The 21,511-nt window shown below is 62.6% G+C and carries 15 protein-coding genes and 3 rRNA genes; 2 read left to right on the top strand and 16 right to left on the bottom strand.

Translation table 11 applies throughout. The annotated features are described in order from the left end of the window. Positions 1-36: 36 nt before the first annotated feature. Genes recN through C795_RS17380 form a run of 6 tightly spaced genes read right to left on the bottom strand, consistent with a single transcriptional unit; the run spans position 37 to position 5,902 of the window. Positions 37-1,722 (bottom strand): DNA repair protein RecN, encoded by a 1,686-nt coding sequence (recN, locus tag C795_RS0102335; RefSeq protein WP_017792153.1) that lies wholly within the window; start codon positions 1,720-1,722, stop codon positions 37-39. Then, positions 1,719-2,666, bottom strand: coding sequence for an NAD kinase (locus C795_RS0102340; protein WP_017792154.1), 948 nt, complete (start codon positions 2,664-2,666; stop codon positions 1,719-1,721). The genes recN and C795_RS0102340 overlap by 4 nt, the downstream gene beginning before the upstream one ends. Beyond that, positions 2,663-3,541: a TlyA family RNA methyltransferase gene (locus tag C795_RS0102345; protein WP_017792155.1), complete on the bottom strand. Its 879-nt coding sequence runs from the start codon at positions 3,539-3,541 to the stop codon at positions 2,663-2,665. The genes C795_RS0102340 and C795_RS0102345 overlap by 4 nt, the downstream gene beginning before the upstream one ends. Continuing rightward, entirely contained in the window at positions 3,534-3,737 is a 204-nt protein-coding gene (locus C795_RS14920; RefSeq protein WP_017792156.1) for a hypothetical protein, read from the bottom strand. The genes C795_RS0102345 and C795_RS14920 overlap by 8 nt, the downstream gene beginning before the upstream one ends. A 45-nt stretch (positions 3,738-3,782) precedes the next feature. After that, the gene (locus C795_RS0102355) at positions 3,783-4,823 is read right to left on the bottom strand and encodes an HAD-IIA family hydrolase (protein ID WP_017792157.1); all 1,041 of its coding nucleotides are present in this window, start codon (positions 4,821-4,823) and stop codon (positions 3,783-3,785) included. Continuing rightward, entirely contained in the window at positions 4,820-5,902 is a 1,083-nt protein-coding gene (locus C795_RS17380; RefSeq protein ID WP_017792158.1) for a hypothetical protein, read from the bottom strand. Before C795_RS17380 ends, C795_RS0102355 begins: the two co-directional genes overlap by 4 nt. Here C795_RS17380 and C795_RS16420 point away from each other — a divergent pair. After that, entirely contained in the window at positions 5,888-6,886 is a 999-nt protein-coding gene (locus tag C795_RS16420) for a hypothetical protein (RefSeq protein WP_157486924.1), read from the top strand. The two genes, C795_RS17380 and C795_RS16420, sit on opposite strands and share 15 nt — an antisense overlap. Positions 6,887-7,021: 135 nt before the next feature. Here the strand turns inward: C795_RS16420 and rrf are convergent. The 6 genes from rrf to speB form a co-directional block, all read right to left on the bottom strand. Beyond that, positions 7,022-7,138 (bottom strand): 5S ribosomal RNA (gene rrf, locus C795_RS0102365). A 142-nt stretch (positions 7,139-7,280) separates the two neighbouring features. Continuing rightward, positions 7,281-10,384: ribosomal RNA gene (locus C795_RS0102370) — 23S ribosomal RNA — on the bottom strand. A gap of 417 nt (positions 10,385-10,801) precedes the next feature. Continuing rightward, positions 10,802-12,327 (bottom strand): 16S ribosomal RNA (locus C795_RS14930). The 16S, 23S and 5S rRNA genes sit together here, the layout of an rRNA operon. Before the next feature lie 610 nt (positions 12,328-12,937). After that, positions 12,938-14,362 carry a purine-cytosine permease family protein gene (locus tag C795_RS0102380; protein WP_033348881.1) on the bottom strand — a complete coding sequence of 475 codons (1,425 nt, stop codon included), beginning with the start codon at positions 14,360-14,362 and terminating at the stop codon, positions 12,938-12,940. Further along, positions 14,362-14,772: a YybH family protein gene (locus tag C795_RS0102385; protein ID WP_017792161.1), complete on the bottom strand. Its 411-nt coding sequence runs from the start codon at positions 14,770-14,772 to the stop codon at positions 14,362-14,364. Before C795_RS0102385 ends, C795_RS0102380 begins: the two co-directional genes overlap by 1 nt. Before the next feature lie 157 nt (positions 14,773-14,929). Next, positions 14,930-15,877, bottom strand: a complete 948-nt coding sequence (gene speB, locus C795_RS0102390; RefSeq protein WP_017792162.1) for an agmatinase — start codon at positions 15,875-15,877, stop codon at positions 14,930-14,932. Between the two features lie 128 nt (positions 15,878-16,005). Between speB and C795_RS0102395 the strand changes: the two genes are divergently transcribed. After that, positions 16,006-16,587 carry a helix-turn-helix domain-containing protein gene (locus C795_RS0102395; RefSeq protein ID WP_017792163.1) on the top strand — a complete coding sequence of 194 codons (582 nt, stop codon included), beginning with the start codon at positions 16,006-16,008 and terminating at the stop codon, positions 16,585-16,587. A gap of 27 nt (positions 16,588-16,614) precedes the next feature. On the opposite strand, the gene C795_RS0102400 is transcribed toward C795_RS0102395, so the two are convergent. The 4 genes from C795_RS0102400 to argF form a co-directional block, all read right to left on the bottom strand. Continuing rightward, positions 16,615-17,418 (bottom strand): nitrilase-related carbon-nitrogen hydrolase, encoded by an 804-nt coding sequence (locus C795_RS0102400; protein ID WP_017792164.1) that lies wholly within the window; start codon positions 17,416-17,418, stop codon positions 16,615-16,617. Positions 17,419-17,500: 82 nt separating this feature from the next. Then, on the bottom strand, positions 17,501-18,823 hold the full coding sequence (gene tyrS / locus C795_RS0102405) for a tyrosine--tRNA ligase (RefSeq protein ID WP_033348883.1): 1,323 nt from the start codon (positions 18,821-18,823) through the stop codon (positions 17,501-17,503). 191 nt (positions 18,824-19,014) lie between these two features. Next, positions 19,015-20,451 (bottom strand): argininosuccinate lyase, encoded by a 1,437-nt coding sequence (gene argH / locus C795_RS0102410; RefSeq protein ID WP_017792166.1) that lies wholly within the window; start codon positions 20,449-20,451, stop codon positions 19,015-19,017. 90 nt (positions 20,452-20,541) lie between these two features. Continuing rightward, positions 20,542-21,465: an ornithine carbamoyltransferase gene (gene argF / locus C795_RS0102415; protein ID WP_026139392.1), complete on the bottom strand. Its 924-nt coding sequence runs from the start codon at positions 21,463-21,465 to the stop codon at positions 20,542-20,544. Positions 21,466-21,511 lie beyond the last annotated feature (46 nt).

Raw genomic sequence — 21,511 nt, forward strand, 5'->3', positions numbered from 1 at the left:
ACCTGGGTCAGACGTCGCGGCGGTTTCGATCCAATTTCACCCGCGCAGCGCGAGCAGCTCGGCGGCGTGTTCGAGCGCGCTGTCCGAGTCCGACAGCCCCGAGAGCAGCCGGGCCATTTCTGCGAGCCGATCTTGCCCTTCGAGCCGCACGCAGCTGCTTTCGGTAAACCCGCCACTCGAGTCCTTCTGCACGCGCAGATGGTTGTTGGCAAATGCGGCGACCTGTGCGAGGTGCGTCACGACAATGACCTGGGACGTTTGCGCAAGCTGTGCGAGCCTGCGCCCGATCTCGATGGCGGCGGCACCGCCCACCCCGGCGTCTACCTCGTCGAATACAAACGTGGGAACGGGGTCGACCCCGGCCACGACCACCTCAAGCGCCAGCATGACGCGTGAGAGCTCACCACCCGATGCCGTCTTGGCGACGGGGCGGAGCTCTGACCCCGGGTGCGGGGCCAGCAGAAACTGCACTTCGTCGCCGCCAGACGCGGTGAGGGTGTCGAGCGGGGTCACGCTTGCCACAAACTCGGCGTCGGGAAGCGCGAGCTGCCACAGCTCCGTGCTGACGAGCACCGAAATGCGCTCGGCGGCGGCGCTACGCAGCGCCGTGAGCTCGCGCGCGAGCTCGGTCTCGCGCGTTGCTGCCTCGGAGAGCTCCGCCGTGAGCGAGTCGATGCGCTCGTCGTCGCCATCGAGCTCGTCCAGGCGCGCGGCAGCCTGTTGCGCATAGACGATGACCGCGGCGGCGTCCACGCCATACAACCGGAACAGGGCGTTGAGCGCGGCCAGTCGTTCGTTCGCCGCGGCCAGCTCCCCCGGCCCCTCCTGATCGAGGTCGCCGGCGTAGACCGCGAGCTCGCGCGCCGCGTCAGCGAGTTGAAAGCTGGCACTCTGCAGCGCCTCGACGATTGCGGTGAGCCGCGGGTCGAACACGGCGGCCCGCTCAACCTCACGTACGGCGTCATCGACGAGACCCGCGGCGTCGCGGGACATGGGGTCATCTGAGTCGCTCGCGAGCGCCTCATGCGCCGCAGAGGTCGCGGTGCGCAGCTGTTCGATGTTGCTGAGCCGGTCGATGCGCTCGGCAAGCTCGGTCTCTTCGCCGGGCTGCGGGTCGATCGCTTCAATTTCTTCGAGCTCGGCGCGGGTACGGGCCGCTTCGGCTGCACGCTCGTCAAGTGCCTCGCGCAGGGACTCGACCTGCTCGGTCAGCGCCCGACGCCGTGCGTGTACGGACTGGTAGTCGCCGAGGACCGTCGCGAGCGAGTCTCCGCCAAAACGATCGAGGGTATCGCGCTGCGCGGCAAGTGACTTGAGCCGCAGCTGCTCGGACTGCCCGTGCACTGCGAAGAGTCGGTCTGCCAGTCGCAACAGCCCGCCCACCGTCGCGCTCGTGCCGCCCACGCTCACCCGGCTGCGCCCCTCAGCGCTCACCGTGCGCGTCAGCACGAGCTCTTCGTCCTCGATGTCGCCACCCAGTTCGTCAACGATACTGAACACGCTGGGGTCGTTCGTACGCACGATGCCGCTCACGCGCGCTTGCTTCGCGCCGTTGCGCACCGCGCCTGCGTCAGAGCGCTCCCCCATCAGGAGCCCGAGCGCGCTAACCACCATGGTCTTGCCCGCGCCGGTCTCACCGGTGATCGCGGTGAAACCCGGTCCCAGCGGCAGCGTGGTGTCCGCGATCACTCCGAGGTCGCGGATCTGGAGTTGCTCGATCATACTGTCCCTTCACGACGCGCACCGCGCCAGCCCGACACAGGTAGGTGAAACTTCTGCACGAGCCGATTGGAGAACTCTGCGGCGTTCAGACGTGCGATGCGCACCGACTGAGACGAGGTACGCGCCCGGACGATTGATCCGGCGGGCAGCTCGGTGCGCCGGCGGCCATCGCACCACAGCACACCGGGGCCGATGTTTTCGGGCAAGATGCGCACGCTCAGCTCAGAGTCGGTGCCGGTGACGAGTGGCCGGTCGAAGAGGGCGTGGGCCGCGATGGGCACCATCAGCATGGCCTTCACGGTGGGCCAGACGACAGGGCCGCCGGCAGAAAAGGCGTAGGCCGTAGAGCCCGTCGGGGTGGCAAGCACCATGCCGTCACATGCAAACGTGGAGACGGGCAATCCGTCGATGCCGATCTCGACCTCGAGCATGCGGCGGCGCTTCTCGACACTGGCCTCGTTGAGGGCCCAGGTCTCGGCGATCACTTCACCGTTGCAGGTTGCCACCACGTCGAGCGTGAGTCGCTCCTCCACCGTGTAGTCGCGGCGCAGCACCCGTTCGATCGTGGTGGCGAGGTCGTAGCTTTCCATCTCCGCGAGAAAGCCCACGTGCCCCAGGTTGACACCCACGATGGGGCACTCCGAGCCACGCAGAAGTTCGGCAGCGCGCAAGATCGTGCCATCGCCGCCGAGCACAATCGCGACCTCGAGTTGCGTCGCCGAGACGTCAGTACCGAGCCGTTCGATCTGCTCAACATCGATGTGGGGCGAAAACTCGTCGAGGTCTTGCGCATCCATGACCGGCGTCACCCCAGCCTGGGTGAGCGCAGAAACCACCTGCACAGTGGCAGCTACGGCTTCATCACGGTGGGTGTGCGACACGATGAGAATCCGGCGAACCTCGCCGGCATCGTTGAGTTCTTTGCTCGTGCTGTCCCTGCTCATGAGTTCTCGTTTCTCTCGGCAGTGCTCGGGCCCGCAGGTTCTGTAGCGGATGCGCGCTGGCATAGCGCAGCGATGCGCGCCTCCCATTCTGGCTGATCCGGCTCGCCCACGCGATCCGCGCGCGCAAAGTGGGCAAGAAACTCTCGGTTGCCGTGCCCGCCCGTGATGGGCGAGTTCGCGAGCCCCTGCACGGTGAAGCCGTTCTCGGCCGCGGCAGCAATGGCGACCTGGAGCGCCTCTGCCCACTGGGCAGGATTGGTGACGACCCCATCGCGCACGCGCCCGACCTCGAACTGCGGCTTTACGAGCAACACAAGCTCGGCTTCGGCCGACGCGCTGCGCGCGATGGCGGGAAAGATGAGACGCAGCGAGATGAACGACAGGTCCGCGACAACCAGCGAGGGTGGCTCACTGATGCCGGTATCCTGAGCCAGGTTCGCGGCGTCGAGGTCGCGTGCATTGCGTCCCTCGACCAGGCGAATGCGGGTCTCGTGCGCGAGCTCGGGGGCAAGTTGGCCGTGCCCCACGTCGATCGCGAGTACCGCCGCGGCCCCGCGTTCCACGAGCACCTGACTGAAGCCGCCGGTCGAAGCGCCCAGATCGAGCGCGATGCGCCCGGAGGGGTCGATCTGAAACTCGTTCAGGCCCGCGACGAGCTTGTGCGCTGCACGGCTGACGTAGCGTTCGGTCGCGGTAACCTCGACTTCGTCACCGGGGGCGAGGCGCAGGCTGGGCTTCGACGCGGGGGTGCCATTCACGAGCACTTCGCCCCGGTCGATCAGCTCGGCGGCCTGCGTGCGTGAGCGCGCAATGCCGGTCTCGGCCAGCGCACGATCGAGGCGCGCAGGCGCGCTCTCCCAAACTGCCTTAGGCATGCGGGTTGCCTACTTCCTCTGTGCCGGATCGCGGCACGTCACTTCGCTCAAGCTCGACGAGTAGTTCGTCGTGCAGCTGCAAGAAGCCGGAGGCGTGCTGCGCAAGCGCCAACGCACCAATGAGCTCGATGCGGTCAGCGATGCTCTCGTCGGAGAGATCGCTGACCGCCGAAGCGGCCTCGTTGTGAACTGTCATGCTCTTAGCCTAACGAGCACCACCGACGCAGCGCCTGCGCGAGCCTCAGTTCCAGTGATCCTCGTAGAGAATCTCTGGCACCTTGAGCCCGTAGATTGCGAGCCCCGAGCCCCAGATGGCCATGCATCCGGCGCGCAACAAGTTGAGAGCAGAGTCGCCCTCGTCAACGACCTTTGCGACGTGTCCGTCCATGCGCACCTTGGCGGTGCCGACCTGCATTGTGCCGTCTTTGAGCTTCACAGCCGTCGGGTAGGGGGTGTGCAGACCGTCGAGGTTTTCGACGATGTAGTCGGGCTGCATGTCCTTGGAAGCTGCAACCAGCTGCTTGGGCCGGTCGACCCCCGTGAGCACGTGCAGCGACGCGATACCGGCGGCCCGGGCGCCCTTGGTGTCGGTGTCCAGCCGGTCACCCAGCATGAGGGCCGCGCGTGTGCCGAAGCGGTTGAACGCCGCCTCATAAATGGGAGTCTCGGGCTTGCCGGCGAACACCGGCAGCCGCTGTACCGCCGTGTGCACCGCAGAAACGAGCACACCGTTGCCAGGCGCGAGCCCCCGGTCGGTGGGCATAGTCCAGTCGGTGTTCGTTGCGATCCAGGGTAGCTGGCTGCCATCGGGACGCTCGGCGAGCGCGTACGCTGCCTCCGCGAGCTGCGGCCACCCTACGTCGGGGGCAAAGCCCTGAATCACCGCGGCCGGGTTGTCGTCGGCACTGCGGGTCACCTCGAACCCGGCCTTGCCGAGCTCGTCGACCAGGCCGTCCCCGCCGATAACAAGCACGCGTGATCCAGGCGCGATCGTCTCTGCGAGCAACGCGACCGCGGCCTGCGGCGATGTCACGATGTCGTCGGCCGTGACCGGCAACCCAAATCCGCGCAGCTGCCCGGCGACGGTCTCGTCCGTGCGCGCGGCGTTGTTGGTGATGTAGGCCACCCGGGCACGCTCGGCGGCCCGGGTCAGGGAGTCAATCGCGCCGGGAATAGCAAGGTGACCCCGGTATACAACACCGTCAAGGTCGCTCAGCAGCAGGTCGAAACCCTCGATCGGAGCAGCCCCCAGTGGGGTGGCCTTGGGCCCGAAGAGCCTCACTTGGCGGCCTCCTCGCCAGACTCCCCTTCAGCCTGGTCGGCGCCCTCGTCGCTCGTGTCCGTGATGCCCGCATCGGCGAGCAACTCGGCAACCTCGTCCTCAACCGACACAGTGGCAGTCGAGGCATCGGGCAGGTCAGTAGCCTCCGTCGCTTCAGCGGTCTCGGCTGCTTCCTCAGGGGGAGCTTCCTCAGCAGCAACCTCCTCGGTAGCCACAGCGGGCTCTACGACCGTCGGTTCCGGATCCTGCGCAGCAGCCTGATCCGGCGCCTGATCGACCTCAGGAGCCTCGTCGGGGGCCGGAGTCTCTGCGGTCTCGTCAGTCGACACCTCAACAGCGGTTACCTCGGGAGCTTCGCCCTCGGGCGCATCGTCCTCGAGATCGACGTACTCCTCGTGTACCTCGAACACCTCGACCTCGTCGAATCCGACCTCGAGCGAGCGCAGCGCGCCCGCGGCCTGATCGGCGCGCGCATACCAGCGCGCGGACTCGGCATCGCGTCCCAGATCTTCGAGCACCGCGGCGTATGCGCCGAAGAGCTCGGGGCTCCACGGGAATGCCTTCTTCGGGTTCAGCTCGGGGATCTCAAGTTCGAAGAGGGCCTGCTGGGTCTGGCCCAGATCGAGGCGCGCGCCCGAAACGGCGATCGCGAGGTGGACACGCTCCTGCGTGTCGAGCTTCGACACATCGGCTTCCTGTGCCGTCTCGATGGCCTTCTCGGGGCGGCCGAGACCGCGCTCGCAGTCGACCATCAGAGCCAGGTGGCCGTCGAGGCCGCTCAGCCGGCGGTAGGTGCGCAGCTCGCGCAGTGCGAGCGCGAAGTCACCGGTGCGGTAGGCCGTGATCGCGAGCGTCTCTCGAGCGACCGGGATACGGCCCGCGCGACGGCTCGCCGACAGCGCGTGCTGGTGAGCAAGCTCGGGCTCCTCGTCGATCAGGTACGCGACCATTGCGAGGTGTTTCGCAACGCGATCCTGCACGTCAGCCTGCAGCGTCTTCAGCTCGTTACGTGCTGAAGGGTGCAGGTCCTTCGCCTGAATCTCCTCGGGCAGTACCGGATCGTCGTGCTCACTGCGCACGGGGCGCAGTGCGTGCTGGAGACGCTCGGCCTCGGTGAACTCGCGGTCTGCGCCACCGCGGTCGCTGCGTCCGCCACCGCGGGTGCCGCCACGGCCGTAGTCCTTCTTGGGCTCGCGATCGTCGCGGCGGTCGCCGAAGCCGCGGTCATCACGACGGGGTTTGAAGTCGCCGTCGCGACGCGGCTTGAAGTCGCCATCGCGGCGCGGGCCGCGGTCACGGTCGTCACGACGCGGGGCGTAGCCTCGATCGTCGTTACGACGGGGTCCGCGATCGCCCTCGTCACGGCGGGGCTTGAAGTCACCGTCGCGGCGGGGCATAAAGCCGCGGTCACGATCGTCGCGGCGGGGAGCGTAGCCACGATCGTCATTACGGGGCTTGAACTCGCCATCGCGGCGCGGAGCACGGTCACGGTCATCGCGACGCGGAGCGTAACCGCGATCATCGTTACGGGGCTTAAACTCGCCATCGCGGCGCGGAGCGCGATCTCGATCGTCACGACGCGGAGCATAGCCACGATCGCCATTACGGGGCTTAAACTCGCCATCGCCGCGCGGAGCGCGATCTCGATCGTCACGACGCGGAGCATAGCCACGATCGTCATTACCGGGTTTGAACTCACCGTCACGACGGGGAGCGCGGCCGCGGTCGTCATTGCGCGGCTTGAACTCACCGTCACGACGGGGAGCGCGGCCGCGGTCGTCATTGCGCGGCTTGAACTCACCGTCACGACGGGGCTTGAACTCACCGTCACGACGGGGCTTAAACTCACCGTCGCGGCGCGGGCCACGGTCACGATCATCGCGACGCGGAGCGTAACCACGATCATCGTTACGGGGCTTGAACTCACCATCACGGCGCGGAGCGCGGCCGCGGTCGTCGTTGCGCGGCTTGAACTCACCATCGCGACGGGGCTTGAATTCGCCGTCGCGACGCTGGCCGCTGTCGCCGCGCGAGTTCTGGGGTTTCCGGGGGCCTCGATCTGAGTGATCGCGCCGATCTGGACGTTCGTTCATGGGTGCCTCCCGGAAACACTGTTTAGTTTGAGTCTACAAAATAAAAAAGGGGCCGTAGAGATTTACGCGATCATCGCGTAAACCCCCACGACCCCTATAAAAGGTGTCCGGCGGTGACCTACTCTCCCACACCCTCCCGAGTGCAGTACCATCGGCGCAGTCAGTCTTAGCTTCCGGGTTCGGAATGTGACCGGGCGTTTCCCTGACGCTATAACCACCGTAACTCTATCAACATCACCAGCCACCCCAACTCCCCGTACAGGAGTCTTCTGGGTGTGGCCGTCCGTTGGGAACCACAAAGTAGACGCGAACATCGTTACATACAGAATCTATAACTTACATCCCCCAACCCAAAGGTGGGGGTGAAATCAAACCATCGGCTTATTAGTACCAGTCAGCTCCACACGTTACCATGCTTCCACATCTGGCCTATCAACCCAGTAATCTACTGGGAGCCTCACACACTCGAAAGTGTACGGAAATCTCATCTTGAGGCCGGCTTCCCGCTTAGATGCTTTCAGCGGTTATCCATCCCAAACGTAGCCAACCAGCCATGCCCTTGGCAGAACAACTGGCACACCAGAGGTCTGTCCAACCCGGTCCTCTCGTACTAGGGTCAGATCCTCTCAAATTTCCAACGCGCGCAGAGGATAGGGACCGAACTGTCTCACGACGTTCTAAACCCAGCTCGCGTACCGCTTTAATGGGCGAACAGCCCAACCCTTGGGACCAACTCCAGCCCCAGGATGCGACGAGCCGACATCGAGGTGCCAAACCATGCCGTCGATATGGACTCTTGGGCAAGATCAGCCTGTTATCCCCGAGGTACCTTTATCCGTTGAGCGACAGCGCTTCCACAAGCCACTGCCGGATCACTAGTCCCGACTTTCGTCCCTGCTCGACCTGTCAGTCTCACAGTCAAGCTCCCTTGTGCACTTACACTCGCCACCTGATTGCCAACCAGGTTGAGGGAACCTTTGGGCGCCTCCGTTACATTTTAGGAGGCAACCGCCCCAGTTAAACTACCCACCAGGCACTGTCCCAGAACCCGATCAGGGTCCATAGTTAGATATCCAATATGACCAGAGTGGTATTTCAACAACGACTCCACCATAACTAGCGTCACAGCTTCACAGTCTCCCACCTATCCTACACAAGCCACACCGAACACCAATACCAAGCTGTAGTAAAGGTCACGGGGTCTTTCCGTCCTTCTGCGCGTAACGAGCATCTTTACTCGTATTGCAATTTCGCCGAGTTCACGGTGGAGACAGCTGGGGAATCGTTACGCCATTCGTGCAGGTCGGAACTTACCCGACAAGGAATTTCGCTACCTTAGGATGGTTATAGTTACCACCGCCGTTTACTGGGGCTTAAATTCAAAGCTTCGACCGAAGTCTAACCTCTCCTCTTAACCTTCCAGCACCGGGCAGGCGTCAGTCCGTATACGTCCACTTGCGTGTTAGCACGGACCTGTGTTTTTAGTAAACAGTCGTTCCCCACTGGTCTCTGCGGCCACCACACCCTTTCGGAGCAAGTCCTAATAAGTGGATGGCCCCCCTTCTCCCGAAGTTACGGGGGCATTTTGCCGAGTTCCTTCACCATGATTATCTCGATCTCCTGAGTATTCTCTACCTGACCACCTGAGTCGGTTTGGGGTACGGGCAACAGTAAACCTCGCGTCGATGCTTTTCTTGGCAGCATAGGATCACCTGCTTCCCCAAACGGGTCCGCATCGTGTCTCAACCTATATGAGTGACGGATTTGCCTATCACTCGGCCTACACACTTACACCGGGACAACCATCGCCCGGCACAGGCTACCTTCCTGCGTCACACCTCACGCTCACCACCCGAGTCTGGGTTCGCAGCCGCCACCCACACATCACCCGAAGGATCCACGTGAATCTTGGTTTGCTTAGCACTACTCGTTAGGCCTTTGACGGTTTACCGCCGGTACGGGAATATCAACCCGTTGTCCATCGACTACGCCTGTCGGCCTCGCCTTAGGTCCCGACTTACCCAGGGAAGATTAGCTTGACCCTGGAACCCTTGGTCTTCCGGAGGACGGGTTTCTCACCCGTCTTTCGCTACTCATGCCTGCATTCTCACTCGTGTAGCATCCACGGCTGGATCACTCCGCCGCTTCACTCGCCACACGACGCTCTCCTACCCATCCAACGGACTGAACCACGAAGGCTTGTCTATACGTTAAATGCCACAACTTCGGTGGCGTGCTTGAGCCCCGTTACATTGTCGGCGCGGAATCACTTGACCAGTGAGCTATTACGCACTCTTTCAAGGGTGGCTGCTTCTAAGCCAACCTCCTGGTTGTCACAGCAACTCCACATCCTTTTCCACTTAGCACGCGCTTTGGGACCTTAGATGGTGATCTGGGTTGTTTCCCTCTCGACTATGAAGCTTATCCCCCACAGTCTCACTGCTGCGCTCTCACTTACCGGCATTCGGAGTTTAGCTGACGTCAGTAACCTTGTAGGGCCCATCGGCCATCCAGTAGCTCTACCTCCGGTAAGAAACACGCAACGCTGCACCTAAATGCATTTCGGAGAGAACCAGCTATCACGAAGTTTGATTGGCCTTTCACCCCTATCCACAGCTCATCCCCTCAGTTTTCAACCTAAGTGGGTTCGGTCCTCCACGCGCTCTTACACGCGCTTCAACCTGGCCATGGATAGATCACTTCGCTTCGGGTCTAGGACATGCGACTGAATCGCCCTATTCAGACTCGCTTTCGCTACGGCTACCCCACACGGGTTAACCTCGCCACATATCGCTAACTCGCAGGCTCATTCTTCAAAAGGCACGCCATCACCCCTACAAGGAGGCTCTGACGGATTGTAAGCAAACGGTTTCAGGTACTATTTCACTCCCCTCCCGGGGTACTTTTCACCTTTCCCTCACGGTACTAGTCCGCTATCGGTCATCTGGAAGTATTTAGGCTTATCAGGTGGTCCTGACAGATTCACACGGGATTTCTCGGGCCCCGTGCTACTTGGGATACACACCACGCGGTAAAACCATTTCGGATACGGGACTCTCACCCACTCCGGTCCGCCGTTCCAAGCGGTTCTCCTATAGCTTCACTCTCACGTCGAAGACACGGCAGTATCTTCAGGCATGTCCCACAACCCGACCATGCAACCCCTGCCGGGTATCACACATGACCGGTTTAGCCTCTTCCGGGTTCGCTCGCCACTACTACCGGAATCACTATTGTTTTCTCTTCCTGGGGGTACTGAGATGTTTCACTTCCCCCCGTTCCCTCTACCCGCCCTATATATTCAGGCGGGAGTCACCAGGTACGCACGCGCCCTGGCGGGGTTTCCCCATTCGGAAATCCTCGGATCACAGCCCGTTTATCGGCTCCTCGAGGCTTATCGCAGATTACTACGTCCTTCTTCGGCTCCAGATGCCAAGGCATCCACCGTTTGCTCTTAAAGATTTGAAATCACATAAGTATCAGAAAATCACACCAGCAAGCTGATGCGACCAATGAAAATAAATAAAGTATCAACAACAACCACAAGAGCTGTTGTTAGATGCTCGCGTCCACTGTGTAGTTCTCAACGTACGGTCGATCCCACCCCCACAACCAACACGTGCTGTGAGCGCAGGCCCGAAAACTCAGTCACCCACACACTCGAAAGCATGTAGCCGGCTGGGCCTTCAGGACCCAATAGTATGCACCATCTCAAACACTGCCATCAACCCCCACGCTTTCCGACCATCCCAAAGGACAATGTACTCACACAGAAACCAACACCAGCACTCCACTGTCAAATGTTCCACCCATGAGCACCCAGTAAGAAACATTCGTTCTTAATCTGGGCAATCTGCGCGACCATAGGTCACGAGTGCTCCTTAGAAAGGAGGTGATCCAGCCGCACCTTCCGGTACGGCTACCTTGTTACGACTTAGTCCTAATCACCAGTCCCACCTTCGACAGCTCCCTCCCTTACGGGTTAGGCCACCGGCTTCGGGTGTTACCGACTTTCATGACTTGACGGGCGGTGTGTACAAGGCCCGGGAACGTATTCACCGCAGCGTTGCTGATCTGCGATTACTAGCGACTCCGACTTCATGGGGTCGAGTTGCAGACCCCAATCCGAACTGAGACCGGCTTTTTGGGATTCGCTCCACCTCGCGGTATCGCAGCCCATTGTACCGGCCATTGTAGCATGCGTGAAGCCCAAGACATAAGGGGCATGATGATTTGACGTCATCCCCACCTTCCTCCGTGTTGACCACGGCAGTATCCCATGAGTTCCCACCATAACGTGCTGGCAACATAGGACGAGGGTTGCGCTCGTTGCCGGACTTAACCGAACATCTCACGACACGAGCTGACGACAACCATGCACCACCTGTATAGAAGTGTCCAAAGAGTTGACGATCTCTCGCCCGTTCTTCTATATGTCAAGCCTTGGTAAGGTTCTTCGCGTTGCATCGAATTAATCCGCATGCTCCGCCGCTTGTGCGGGCCCCCGTCAATTCCTTTGAGTTTTAGCCTTGCGGCCGTACTCCCCAGGCGGGGAACTTAATGCGTTAGCTACGACACAGAACCCGTGGAACAGGCCCTACATCTAGTTCCCAACGTTTACGGCATGGACTACCAGGGTATCTAATCCTGTTCGCTCCCCATGCTTTCGCTCCTCAGCGTCAGTAGCGGCCCAGAGATCTGCCTTCGCCATCGGTGTTCCTCCTGATATCTGCGCATTCCACCGCTACACCAGGAATTCCAATCTCCCCTACCGCACTCTAGCCTGCCCGTACCCACTGCAAGCCCGAGGTTGAGCCTCGGGTTTTCACAGCAGACGCGACAAGCCGCCTACGAGCTCTTTACGCCCAATAATTCCGGACAACGCTTGCACCCTACGTATTACCGCGGCTGCTGGCACGTAGTTAGCCGGTGCTTTTTCTGCAGGTACCGTCACTTGCGCTTCTTCCCTACTAAAAGAGGTTTACAACCCGAAGGCCGTCATCCCTCACGCGGCGTTGCTGCATCAGGCTTGCGCCCATTGTGCAATATTCCCCACTGCTGCCTCCCGTAGGAGTCTGGGCCGTGTCTCAGTCCCAGTGTGGCCGGTCACCCTCTCAGGCCGGCTACCCGTCGTCGCCTTGGTGAGCCATTACCTCACCAACAAGCTGATAGGCCGCGAGTCCATCCACCACCGATAAATCTTTCCCACAACAGGCCATGCGGCCATTGTGCATATCCAGTATTAGACACCGTTTCCAGTGCTTATCCCAGAGTGATGGGCAGGTTACTCACGTGTTACTCACCCGTTCGCCACTCATCCACCCCAGCAAGCTGGGGCTTCAGCGTTCGACTTGCATGTGTTAAGCACGCCGCCAGCGTTCGTCCTGAGCCAGGATCAAACTCTCCGTAAAAAATTACATGCACAACCCATCACCGGAATAAGGCAACGAGCGTGCGAGTTCAACCTGACAAAAACGAACATCATTACTGACGTTCATATATATTTGTCCAAAAGGAATCGCCATCAACCAGACCACAAGGATCCAGCGACGGGATATAAAATTGGCATTTGACATTTCAAGTGCACACTATTGAGTTCTCAAGGACCAGACATCCCCCGTACCAGCCAAAGCCTTCCGAAAGACAACTTGTCTAATCTACCACACTTTCGAGTGGTGTTTACCGCAAGCTAATGTAGCCGGCCCGCCCTGCGGCCCGGCTTCGTTGCGGCGACAAGAGATAACATTACGCAGTTTGTCGGGGCGAGGGCAAACCCAGCCCCAAACACGGGCGTGTCGCGGGTCACTTCCGCATGAACATGCCAAATCCCCCTCTGCCGGCCAGGATCCATGTCGATCCGGCCCACATGGATCGGGGCCTAAGGACTCGTTCCAGGGACCTCGCCCCAGAACGCAAAGAAGCCAGGACCGCAATTGCGGTCCGGGCTTCTTGGGCATTCGGTGCTTGCTTCCCCACCAGAGTGGTTGAGCGGCAGATCACCGAGCTTGGGTCGTGAGGTGGCTAGCCGCCCACGCGCAGAGCAGAGGTTTCTTCGGCTCCGTCGAGCAGGTGGCCGGTCGGCTCCGAGTCGCGCGCATCACGCAGACCGAGCTTCTTCACGCCGCCCAGCCCGAACATGAGCCCCAGGTAGAGCGCGAAGCTCACGACGAATGCCGGGATGTTGGCACCGATCGGGCTCGGCACGACGTATGACAGTGCGTACGACAGCGTCGCACCCACCACCCAGACGAGAACGGCAACAATGTTCACACCGCCCAGGTACCAGTAGCGGCTCTCGGGTCGCTCGTGCAGAATCATGCGCGAGTAGGCACGACGCTTGAGCAGGTAGTAGTCCGCGATCATGATTGCGAACACCGGCACGAAGAAGGCGCTGATGATGAACAGGAAGTCGGTGAACTGGTTCAGCAGACCGAGGAAGGTCGAACCGATGATCGAGATCACGCCGAGCACGATCGCGGTCGGCAGGAACTTGAGCTTCAGCTTGGACTGCGCGTTGACGACCGAGGTCACCATGCCGAAGACCACCATGGTGTTGGTCGCCATGACCGACAGGAAGATCACAATACCGAGCGGCCATCCGAATTCGGCGACGATGACGGCGGGGTCGAACGCGATTGCATCGTTACCACTCATGATCACGACACTGAATGCAACGAGTCCCAGGAACATCGCGATGCTGGTCGACAGCGTGTATCCGATGCTCGAGCCGATGATGCCGGCCTTGCTCGACTTCGCGTGACGGTTCATATCTGCCGAGAGCACAGTCCACGAGATCGCGGTAGCGAGCACCATGTCCAGCACGCTGAGCGGAGTACCCCCGAGCTCGGGATCAACGGGGATCGCGGCAAACTCGCTCGGCGAGAAGGCACCAAACGCACTCGCGAAGACGGTGCCCATCACAACAAGGATCAGGAGTGCGAGCCACGGCTCGATACGCGAGATGCCGGTATGCCCGAAGATCGCCAGCACCACAACTATGCCCTGGCAGATTGCGGAGAACAGCGCCGGGTTCGAGTAACCGGTGGCCTCGTGCACGAGGAAGTTGACCGTGACGCCGGCGAGCATTGCCTGCACCCAGCTCCACCCCATGAGAGTGATCAGGTTTGCGGCAGCGGGCAGCAGGCTCCCGCGAATACCGAACGACCCACGGGTGAGCGCCATGGTGGGCAGGCCCGTGCGGGTACCCATGTTGCCGACCAGCACGAGTACGAACACTCCGAGCAGGGTGCCCGTGAGAATCATCGTGGTCGCGGTGCCAAACGACACCGACGGCAGAAACAGCGTGCCAGTGAGTAGCGTGGTGACCACGAGGTTGGCCGCGAGCCAGATCATACCGATCCGGAGCACGCCCTGAGTACCGCGGACCGGGCCCGCCGAATCATCGTCGCCGTCGAGGTTGACGGCCATCGTTACTGGACTGGACATTAGGCAGCCTCGGTGCTTTCGGGCACGGTCGAGAGGTGCTCGTGGATAGCAACGAGCGTCTCGCCCTCACCCGCGCGAAACACGATGGTCTCGCGTTCGGTGTAGGAAGCGGGGCCGTCGTTCGAGTCGATGCTGGTGTTCACGGTGTGCGTAAACACAGCGCCGCCGGGGAACGACTGCACGAGGCGATCGCTCGACGCGCAGGCGGTCACGCGCCAGCCCTCAGTGAGCCAGCTGGCCCAGAGCGATTCGTACTCGACGCGCGAGTTCAGGCGCGCATCCTCGGGGTGAAACACAAAGCTGGCATCGGGAGCGAACCCCGCGAAATAGGCCTCGGTGTTGGTGGCGGTGAATGCCGCGACGATCGCGTCGGCAGCTTCGAGTACCTGACCTTCGGTGGGGGTAAACATGTGGGGATCGCTCCTTGAGCCGGTAAGAGGTGTTCCGAGGTGAGTAGTGCGTTAGATCAAATGTGGCTGGTCGCGGCGCGGCAGGCACGCGGCCAGCAACAAGCAAACGGTGGGACGGCCGAGAGATTTCAGCCGCCCCACCGCTTGGCAAGGGAAATTAGTCGCGCGCCGCCATGGCGGTCACGAGCTCGTAGATGACGTGGCTCGCGGCCACGGCAGTGATCTGAGCGTGGTCGTAGGCCGGGGCGACCTCGACGACGTCAGCACCCACGATCTGCAGATCGGCAAGACCGCGAATGATGCGCAGCATCTCGCGGCTCGTGAGCCCACCGGCCTCGGGCGTGCCCGTGCCGGGAGCATGTGCCGGATCAAGCACATCGATGTCGATCGAGATGTAGAGGGGCTTGTCACCCACGCGCGCACGAATCTTCTCGAGGGCGGCGGGAACGCCGTGCTCTTCGATGAACTCGGTCGTGACGATCTGGAAGCCAAGCTCCGCGTCCTGGACCAGGTCTTCCTTGCCGTAGAGCGGGCCGCGGGTGCCGCCGTGCATCGAGGCCGTCATGTCGATGAGGCCCTCTTCTGAGGCGCGACGGAACGGGGTGCCGTGCGTCATCGGTGCACCGAAGTAGGTGTCCCAGGTGTCGAGGTGGGCATCGAAGTGCAGCACGGCGACGGGGCCGTGCTTCTTGTTGATGGCGCGCAGCAGCGGCAGAGCGATCGTGTGATCGCCGCCGACGGTCACGATCTTGTCGACCTTTTCACCCAGCTCGGTGGCCGCAGCCTCGATCTGCGAGACGGCCTCTTCCAGGTTGAACGGGTTTGCAACGATGTCACCGGCGTCAACGACCTGCTTCAGCGCGAAGGGCGATACGTCCTGCGCCGGGTTGTATGGGCGCAGCAGGCGCGAGGCCTCGCGCACGTGGCTCGGACCGAAGCGTGCGCCAGGGCGGAAGCTCACACCGGTATCAAAGGGCACACCTACGACCGCAATGTCAGCGGAGGGTACATCTTCAATGCGGGGCAGCTTGGCGAAGGTTGCGATGCCTGCGTAACGCGGGGTGAGGCTCGCGTCGACCGGGCCCTGGGGAGTGTGATCGGTCACGGTTCCCGTCCTTTCAAGTTTTCTGAGAGTAAACTCTAGAGTTCTACTGGTGAACTTCATTCACACTATAGGCTGGATCCGGGCCGCGGTCAACGCGGCAGGTTTGTCTCGACAGCGAGGTAGTTACGATGCGCCCCATTCACCCCACCGCGGGCACAGATCCGGTACTCTTTGGGGCCAAGCTGCGCGCGTCACGGCTCGCGCAGGGGCTCACCATTGAGCAGCTTGCGCAGGCAGCGGGGCTCACAAAGGGATTCGTGAGCCGGATCGAACGCGATGACACCATGCCGAGCGTGCCCACGCTCGTGCAGTTATGCCAGGCGCTCTCGCTGCCCGTCGGCGCGCTCTTCGAGGAACCCGATGTGCAGCTCATCGAGCTCGCGCACGCCCCCCACATCAACATGGGCGGCACCGGCGCCGACGAGCGCCTCGTCACCCCGCGCTCTGAACAACGCGTGCAGGTGCTGCGTTCCTCCCTCTCCCCCCGCGCGAGCGGCGGAGCCAAGCTCTACACCGTCAACTGTGAGGTCGAGAGCATTCACGTAATTTCAGGTGAGGTCGAGCTCGTATTCGCCGACCGCCGCACTGCGCTCAGCACGGGCGACACCCTCACGTTCCCTGGTCGCACTCCTCACACCTGGGAAACGCAGGAGGCCGGTGCCGAGGTCATGTGGATCCTCGCCCCCGCCGCCTGGAGCGGCTCGAACTAGCGCGCAGCCCCGGCCGGGTTCGCCAGCTCAGCTCCAGTCTGCGTAAAGTTCCGGCCGTCGATCCTTGAGGTAGTCAGCTTGGCCCTGCCCAATCGGGGCAACCTCGGGTAGCTCAGCGACAAGCAGCTCGGCCTCGTGGCCAGCCTGAGCGAGCAGCGCGCCCTCTCGACCCGCGACCGTGCTGAGCCCGGTGAATCCGAGATCCGGATCATGCCCCTCCCCCGGCCTCGCAGCGTGATCGGCATAGGCCACCACCATTGCGTTCTCGGCGGCACGCGCCCGTACGAGCACGTTGGGAACGTAGTTCGAGTGGCCGTCGATCGCCGTCGGCACCAGCAGCAAATCGACTCCGCGCGCGGCGAGATGCCGTGCGGGCTCTGGGAACTCGATGTCGTAACAGATCTGGAAGGCGACGGTGCGCCCGTTCCAACGGGCAACCGCCGGCGCCGCCGTCGAGGGCGTGAACGCGAGGGGCTCGAGATCGGCCCAGAGGTGCACCTTTTCGTAGACCAACACTTCGTGACCCGAGGCATCCCACAGCCCCGCCGCAATGGCAAAGCTGCCATCCTCACGGGCCAACGGAAAGCTCGCGGCGACGGCGATGCCGGTCTCGCGCGCGATCACGGCGAGCGCGGGCCGGATCGGGGCGACGCGATCCGGCGTCAACCAGGCCGCGAGTTTCTGGGGAGCGTATCCGCTCACCCAGAGCTCTGGGGTGAGCAGCAGATCGGCACCCGCGCCCCGGGCTTCTTCGGCCGCGATCGCAACCGCCTGCAGGTTTACTTCGATATCGAGCGGGCTAGCTTCGCCCTGCAGCAGCGCAATCTTCATGCCGCCACTCTCTCACACGCGCGCAGACACGCAAAAGCGGCCGCTGCCCGAAGGCAACGGCCGCTTTCGTGACGGCCCCGAGTTAGGCGATGACGCCCGCGAGCGTCTTCTTGCCGCGGCGCAGGATCGCGAACTTGCCGTGCAGCAGGTCTGCGGCGTCGAGCACCTGATCTTCTGCCGCAACCGCGACGTTGTTGACGTACACGCCACCCTGCTTGATCGCGCGGCGGGCCTCGCCGAGGCTCTTGACGAGCTCCGCGTCGACCATGAGCTGAGCGATCTCGGCCCCGGCCGATCCGACTGCCTGGGGCAGAGCGTCCGTGGCACCCGCAAGCGTTGCGGCGTCGAGGGTCGTGAGATCGCCACGGCCAAACAGCGCCTCGGAGGCGTCGATCGCGCCCTGGGTCGCGGCCGAGCCGTGCACGAGCGTGGTGACCTCAAGCGCGAGGCGCTTCTGGGCGGCGCGCTTGAACGGCTCGTCGGCGACCTGCTGTGCGTACTCCTCGATCTCAGCACGTGACATGAACGTGAATACCTTCAGTCGGTCGATCACGTCAGCATCGGCCTGGTTGAGCCAGAACTGGTAGAAGGCATAGGGCGAGCACATCTCGGCGTCGAGCCAGATCGCGTTGCCCTCGCTCTTGCCGAACTTGGTGCCGTCGGAGTTCGTGATCAGCGGGGTGCCGATCGCGTGCGCCGACTTGCCCTCGACCTTGCGAATCAGGTCGGTGCCGCTGACCAGGTTGCCCCATTGGTCGCTGCCGCCCGACTGCAGCACGCAGTCGTACTGGCGGTTGAGTTCGAGGAAGTCGAAGCCCTGCAGCACCTGGTAGCTGAACTCGGTGTAGCTGATGCCCTCTTCGGAGTTCAGGCGAGCAGCAACGGCGTCCTTCTTCAGCATCGTGCCGACGCGGAAGTGCTTGCCGACCTCGCGCAGGAAGTCGATCGCGCTGAGCGGCGCGGTCCAGTCGAGGTTGTTGACGAGACGCATCGCGTTCTCGCCGTCCTTCGACAGGAAGCGTGAGACCTGCGCCTGCAGGCGACTCACCCACTCCTCCACCGTGTCACGGCTGTTGAGCGTGCGCTCGGCCGTGGGGCGGGGGTCACCGATCAGGCCGGTCGACCCGCCGACGAGACCGAGGGGCTTATGCCCCTTGAGCTGCAGGCGACGCAGCAGCAGCAGCTGTACCAGGTTGCCGAGGTGCAGGCTCGGGGCCGTCGGGTCGAATCCGCAATAATACGTGAACGGCTCACCCTCGAGCAGCTCACTGAGTGCTCCAGGGTCGGTCGAAACGTGCACCAGCCCGCGCCATTCCAGCTCGTCCCACAGTGTGGCGAAGCTGTCATCGTTGCGCTGGGCGGTCATGATCTCGTGGCGTTCATTAGTTACAGACACGCCTAACATCGTATCGCGTTCTCGGCAGCGCGATGCCGCACGGCCGGATCCATGCGCGGGCCGATCCGGAGCCGCGTTGCGAGCTCCGTGAACACGCTCGCGGCAAGACAACGCTCGCGCAGGACAATTCATCAGAATCATCCTGCGCGAGCGCAGAGAAACAGTTTGAACGCCGGATCAATGCCCGGCGCGCAATTACATTACGCGCGGAACTCCGCGATCGTCTGTGACAGCTTGTCGAGCTGCTCGGTCACGCGTACACGGGCTGTGCCGCCCGCGCCCACGCGGGAGTTCACGGAGCCCTCGATCGTAAGCACCTCGCGCACCGCGGGAGTCAGGTGCTCCGAGATCTCGGTGAGCTGAGCATCGGTGGGCTCGTGCAGCTCCATGCCGCGCTCCTCGCAGTAGCGCACCATCTCGCCCGAGATCTCGTGCGCATCGCGGAAGATGACGCCCTGCTTCACGAGCCACTCGGCGACGTCAGTCGCGAGCGAGAAGCCCTGCGGCGCGAGCTCGGCCATGCGCTCGGTGTGGAAGCGCATCGTCGCAACCATGCCGGTGAAGGCCGGCAGCAGCACCTCGAGCTGCGAGATCGAGTCAAAGACGGGCTCCTTGTCCTCCTGCAGATCGCGGTTGTACGCGAGCGGCAGCCCCTTGAGGGTGGCGAGCAGGCCCGTCAGGTTGCCGATGAGGCGGCCAGACTTGCCGCGCGCGAGCTCGGCGATGTCGGGGTTCTTCTTCTGCGGCATGATGCTGGAACCGGTGGAGTAGCCGTCGTGCAGCGTGACGAAGCCGAATTCCTTGGTGTTCCAGATGATGATCTCTTCGCTGAGGCGCGAGAGGTCGATGCCGATCTGGGCGCAGATGAACGCGAACTCTGCGACGACGTCGCGGGCCGCGGTGCCGTCGATTGAGTTCTCGAGCGGATCGCCGAGTCCCAGCTCGCGGGCGACGATGCGGGGGTCGAGCCCGAGCGAGGATCCTGCGAGGGCGCCGCCGCCGTAGGGCGAGGCGCTCGCGCGCTTCGACCAGTCGCGCAGGCGCTCCAGGTCGCGCACGATGGGCCACGCGTGCGCGCCCAGCTGGTGAGCGAGGAGCACGGGCTGCGCGTGCTGCAGGTGCGTGCGGCCTGGCAGGATCGCCTCAATGTGGTTGGCGGCCTGCTCGTGGAGCGCGTCGAGCAGATCGAGCAGCATGCTCTTGATTACTGCAGCGTGGTCGAGCAGGTACAGGCGAACGAGGGTGGCGATCTGATCGTTTCGGCTACGGCCGGCGCGAAGCTTGCCGCCCACCTGCACACCGACGATGTCGATCAGTAGGCGCTCGAGAGCCGAGTGCACGTCTTCGTCGTCCTCTGCAGGCACGGCACGGCCATCAGCGACGCGGGCGGCGAGCTCGTCGAGGCCCGCGTGCATTGCCGTCAGGTCATCTGCGGTGAGGTAGCCAGCTGCCGCGAGCGCGGTGGCGTGGGCCTTCGAGCCGAGAATGTCGTAGGGCGCGAGCACCCAGTCGAACTGGGTCGACTTCGAGATCGCCGCGAGAGCGGGCGAGGGCCCACTTGCGAATCGGCCGCCCCAGAGGGCGCCGGCCTCGGCCGCGCGGTTGCCAGCTTCGTTGTTCAGGCTCTGATCAGTCATGTGGTGTTCCTTACGTATGGGTTACGCGTAAATCTTGGGGAGTGGATCCTGCGAGACGCTTCGCGACCGCAAGATGACAGGAGAAGTTGGTTACGCGCGCTCAAGCAGCCAGGCCATCAAGGCCTTCTGCGCGTGGACGCGGTTCTCTGCTTCGTCCCAGACCACACTCTGTGGGCCGTCAATGACCTCGGGAGCCACCTCGAACTCACGGTACGCGGGTAGGCAGTGCAGGAAAATGGCGTCGTCGTTCGCGTGAGACATCAGATCGCCCGTCACCCGGTACGGTCCGAACGTCGCGATGCGGGCCGCCTTCTCCTCTTCTTGACCCATGGATACCCAGGTATCGGTGATGACAGCATCGGCCCTAGAGACGGCCGCGACTGGATCGGTGAAGATCTCAACGCTGCCACCGGTCTCGGCTGCAATCCGGCGCGCATCTTCAACGATGTCAGCGCGAGGTTCGTAACCAGCCGGGCCCGCGAGGCGGATATGCATGCCAGCGGTCGCAAAGCCGAGCAGGTAGGAGTGCCCCATGTTGTTGGCGGCATCGCCAACGTAGGTTGCGGTGAGCCCGTTGAGCTCGCCCTTCTGCTCGCGAATCGTCTGTAGGTCAGCGAGGATCTGGCAGGGGTGGAAGTCGTCTGACAGCGAGTTGATGACGGGAACGGTCGAGTTCGCCGCCATCTCTTCGAGGCCCGCGTGCGCGTAGGTACGCCAGATAATGATCTCGACCATTCGTGAGAGCACCTTGGCGGTGTCGGAAATCGATTCCTTGCCGCCCATTTGAGAAGACTTGGAATCCATGATGAGTGGGTTGCCACCGAGGTCAGCGACACCTACCGAAAAACTCACCTGAGTTCGAGTTGAGGTCTTGTCAAAGATCACTGCGGCAGTCTTTTGGCCTTCAAGCGGGCGTCGCAAGAATCGATCTCGCTTAAACGCGGCAGCGAGTTCGAGCACCTCACGCTGCTCAGCAGGGGACAGGTCATCATCGCGGAGCATGTTTCGAGTCACGACACTCAGTGTAGTCGGATGCCGTGACCCGACTTTCCCTCATTAA

This window comes from Leucobacter salsicius M1-8 (assembly GCF_000350525.1).
Classification (GTDB): domain Bacteria; phylum Actinomycetota; class Actinomycetes; order Actinomycetales; family Microbacteriaceae; genus Leucobacter; species Leucobacter salsicius.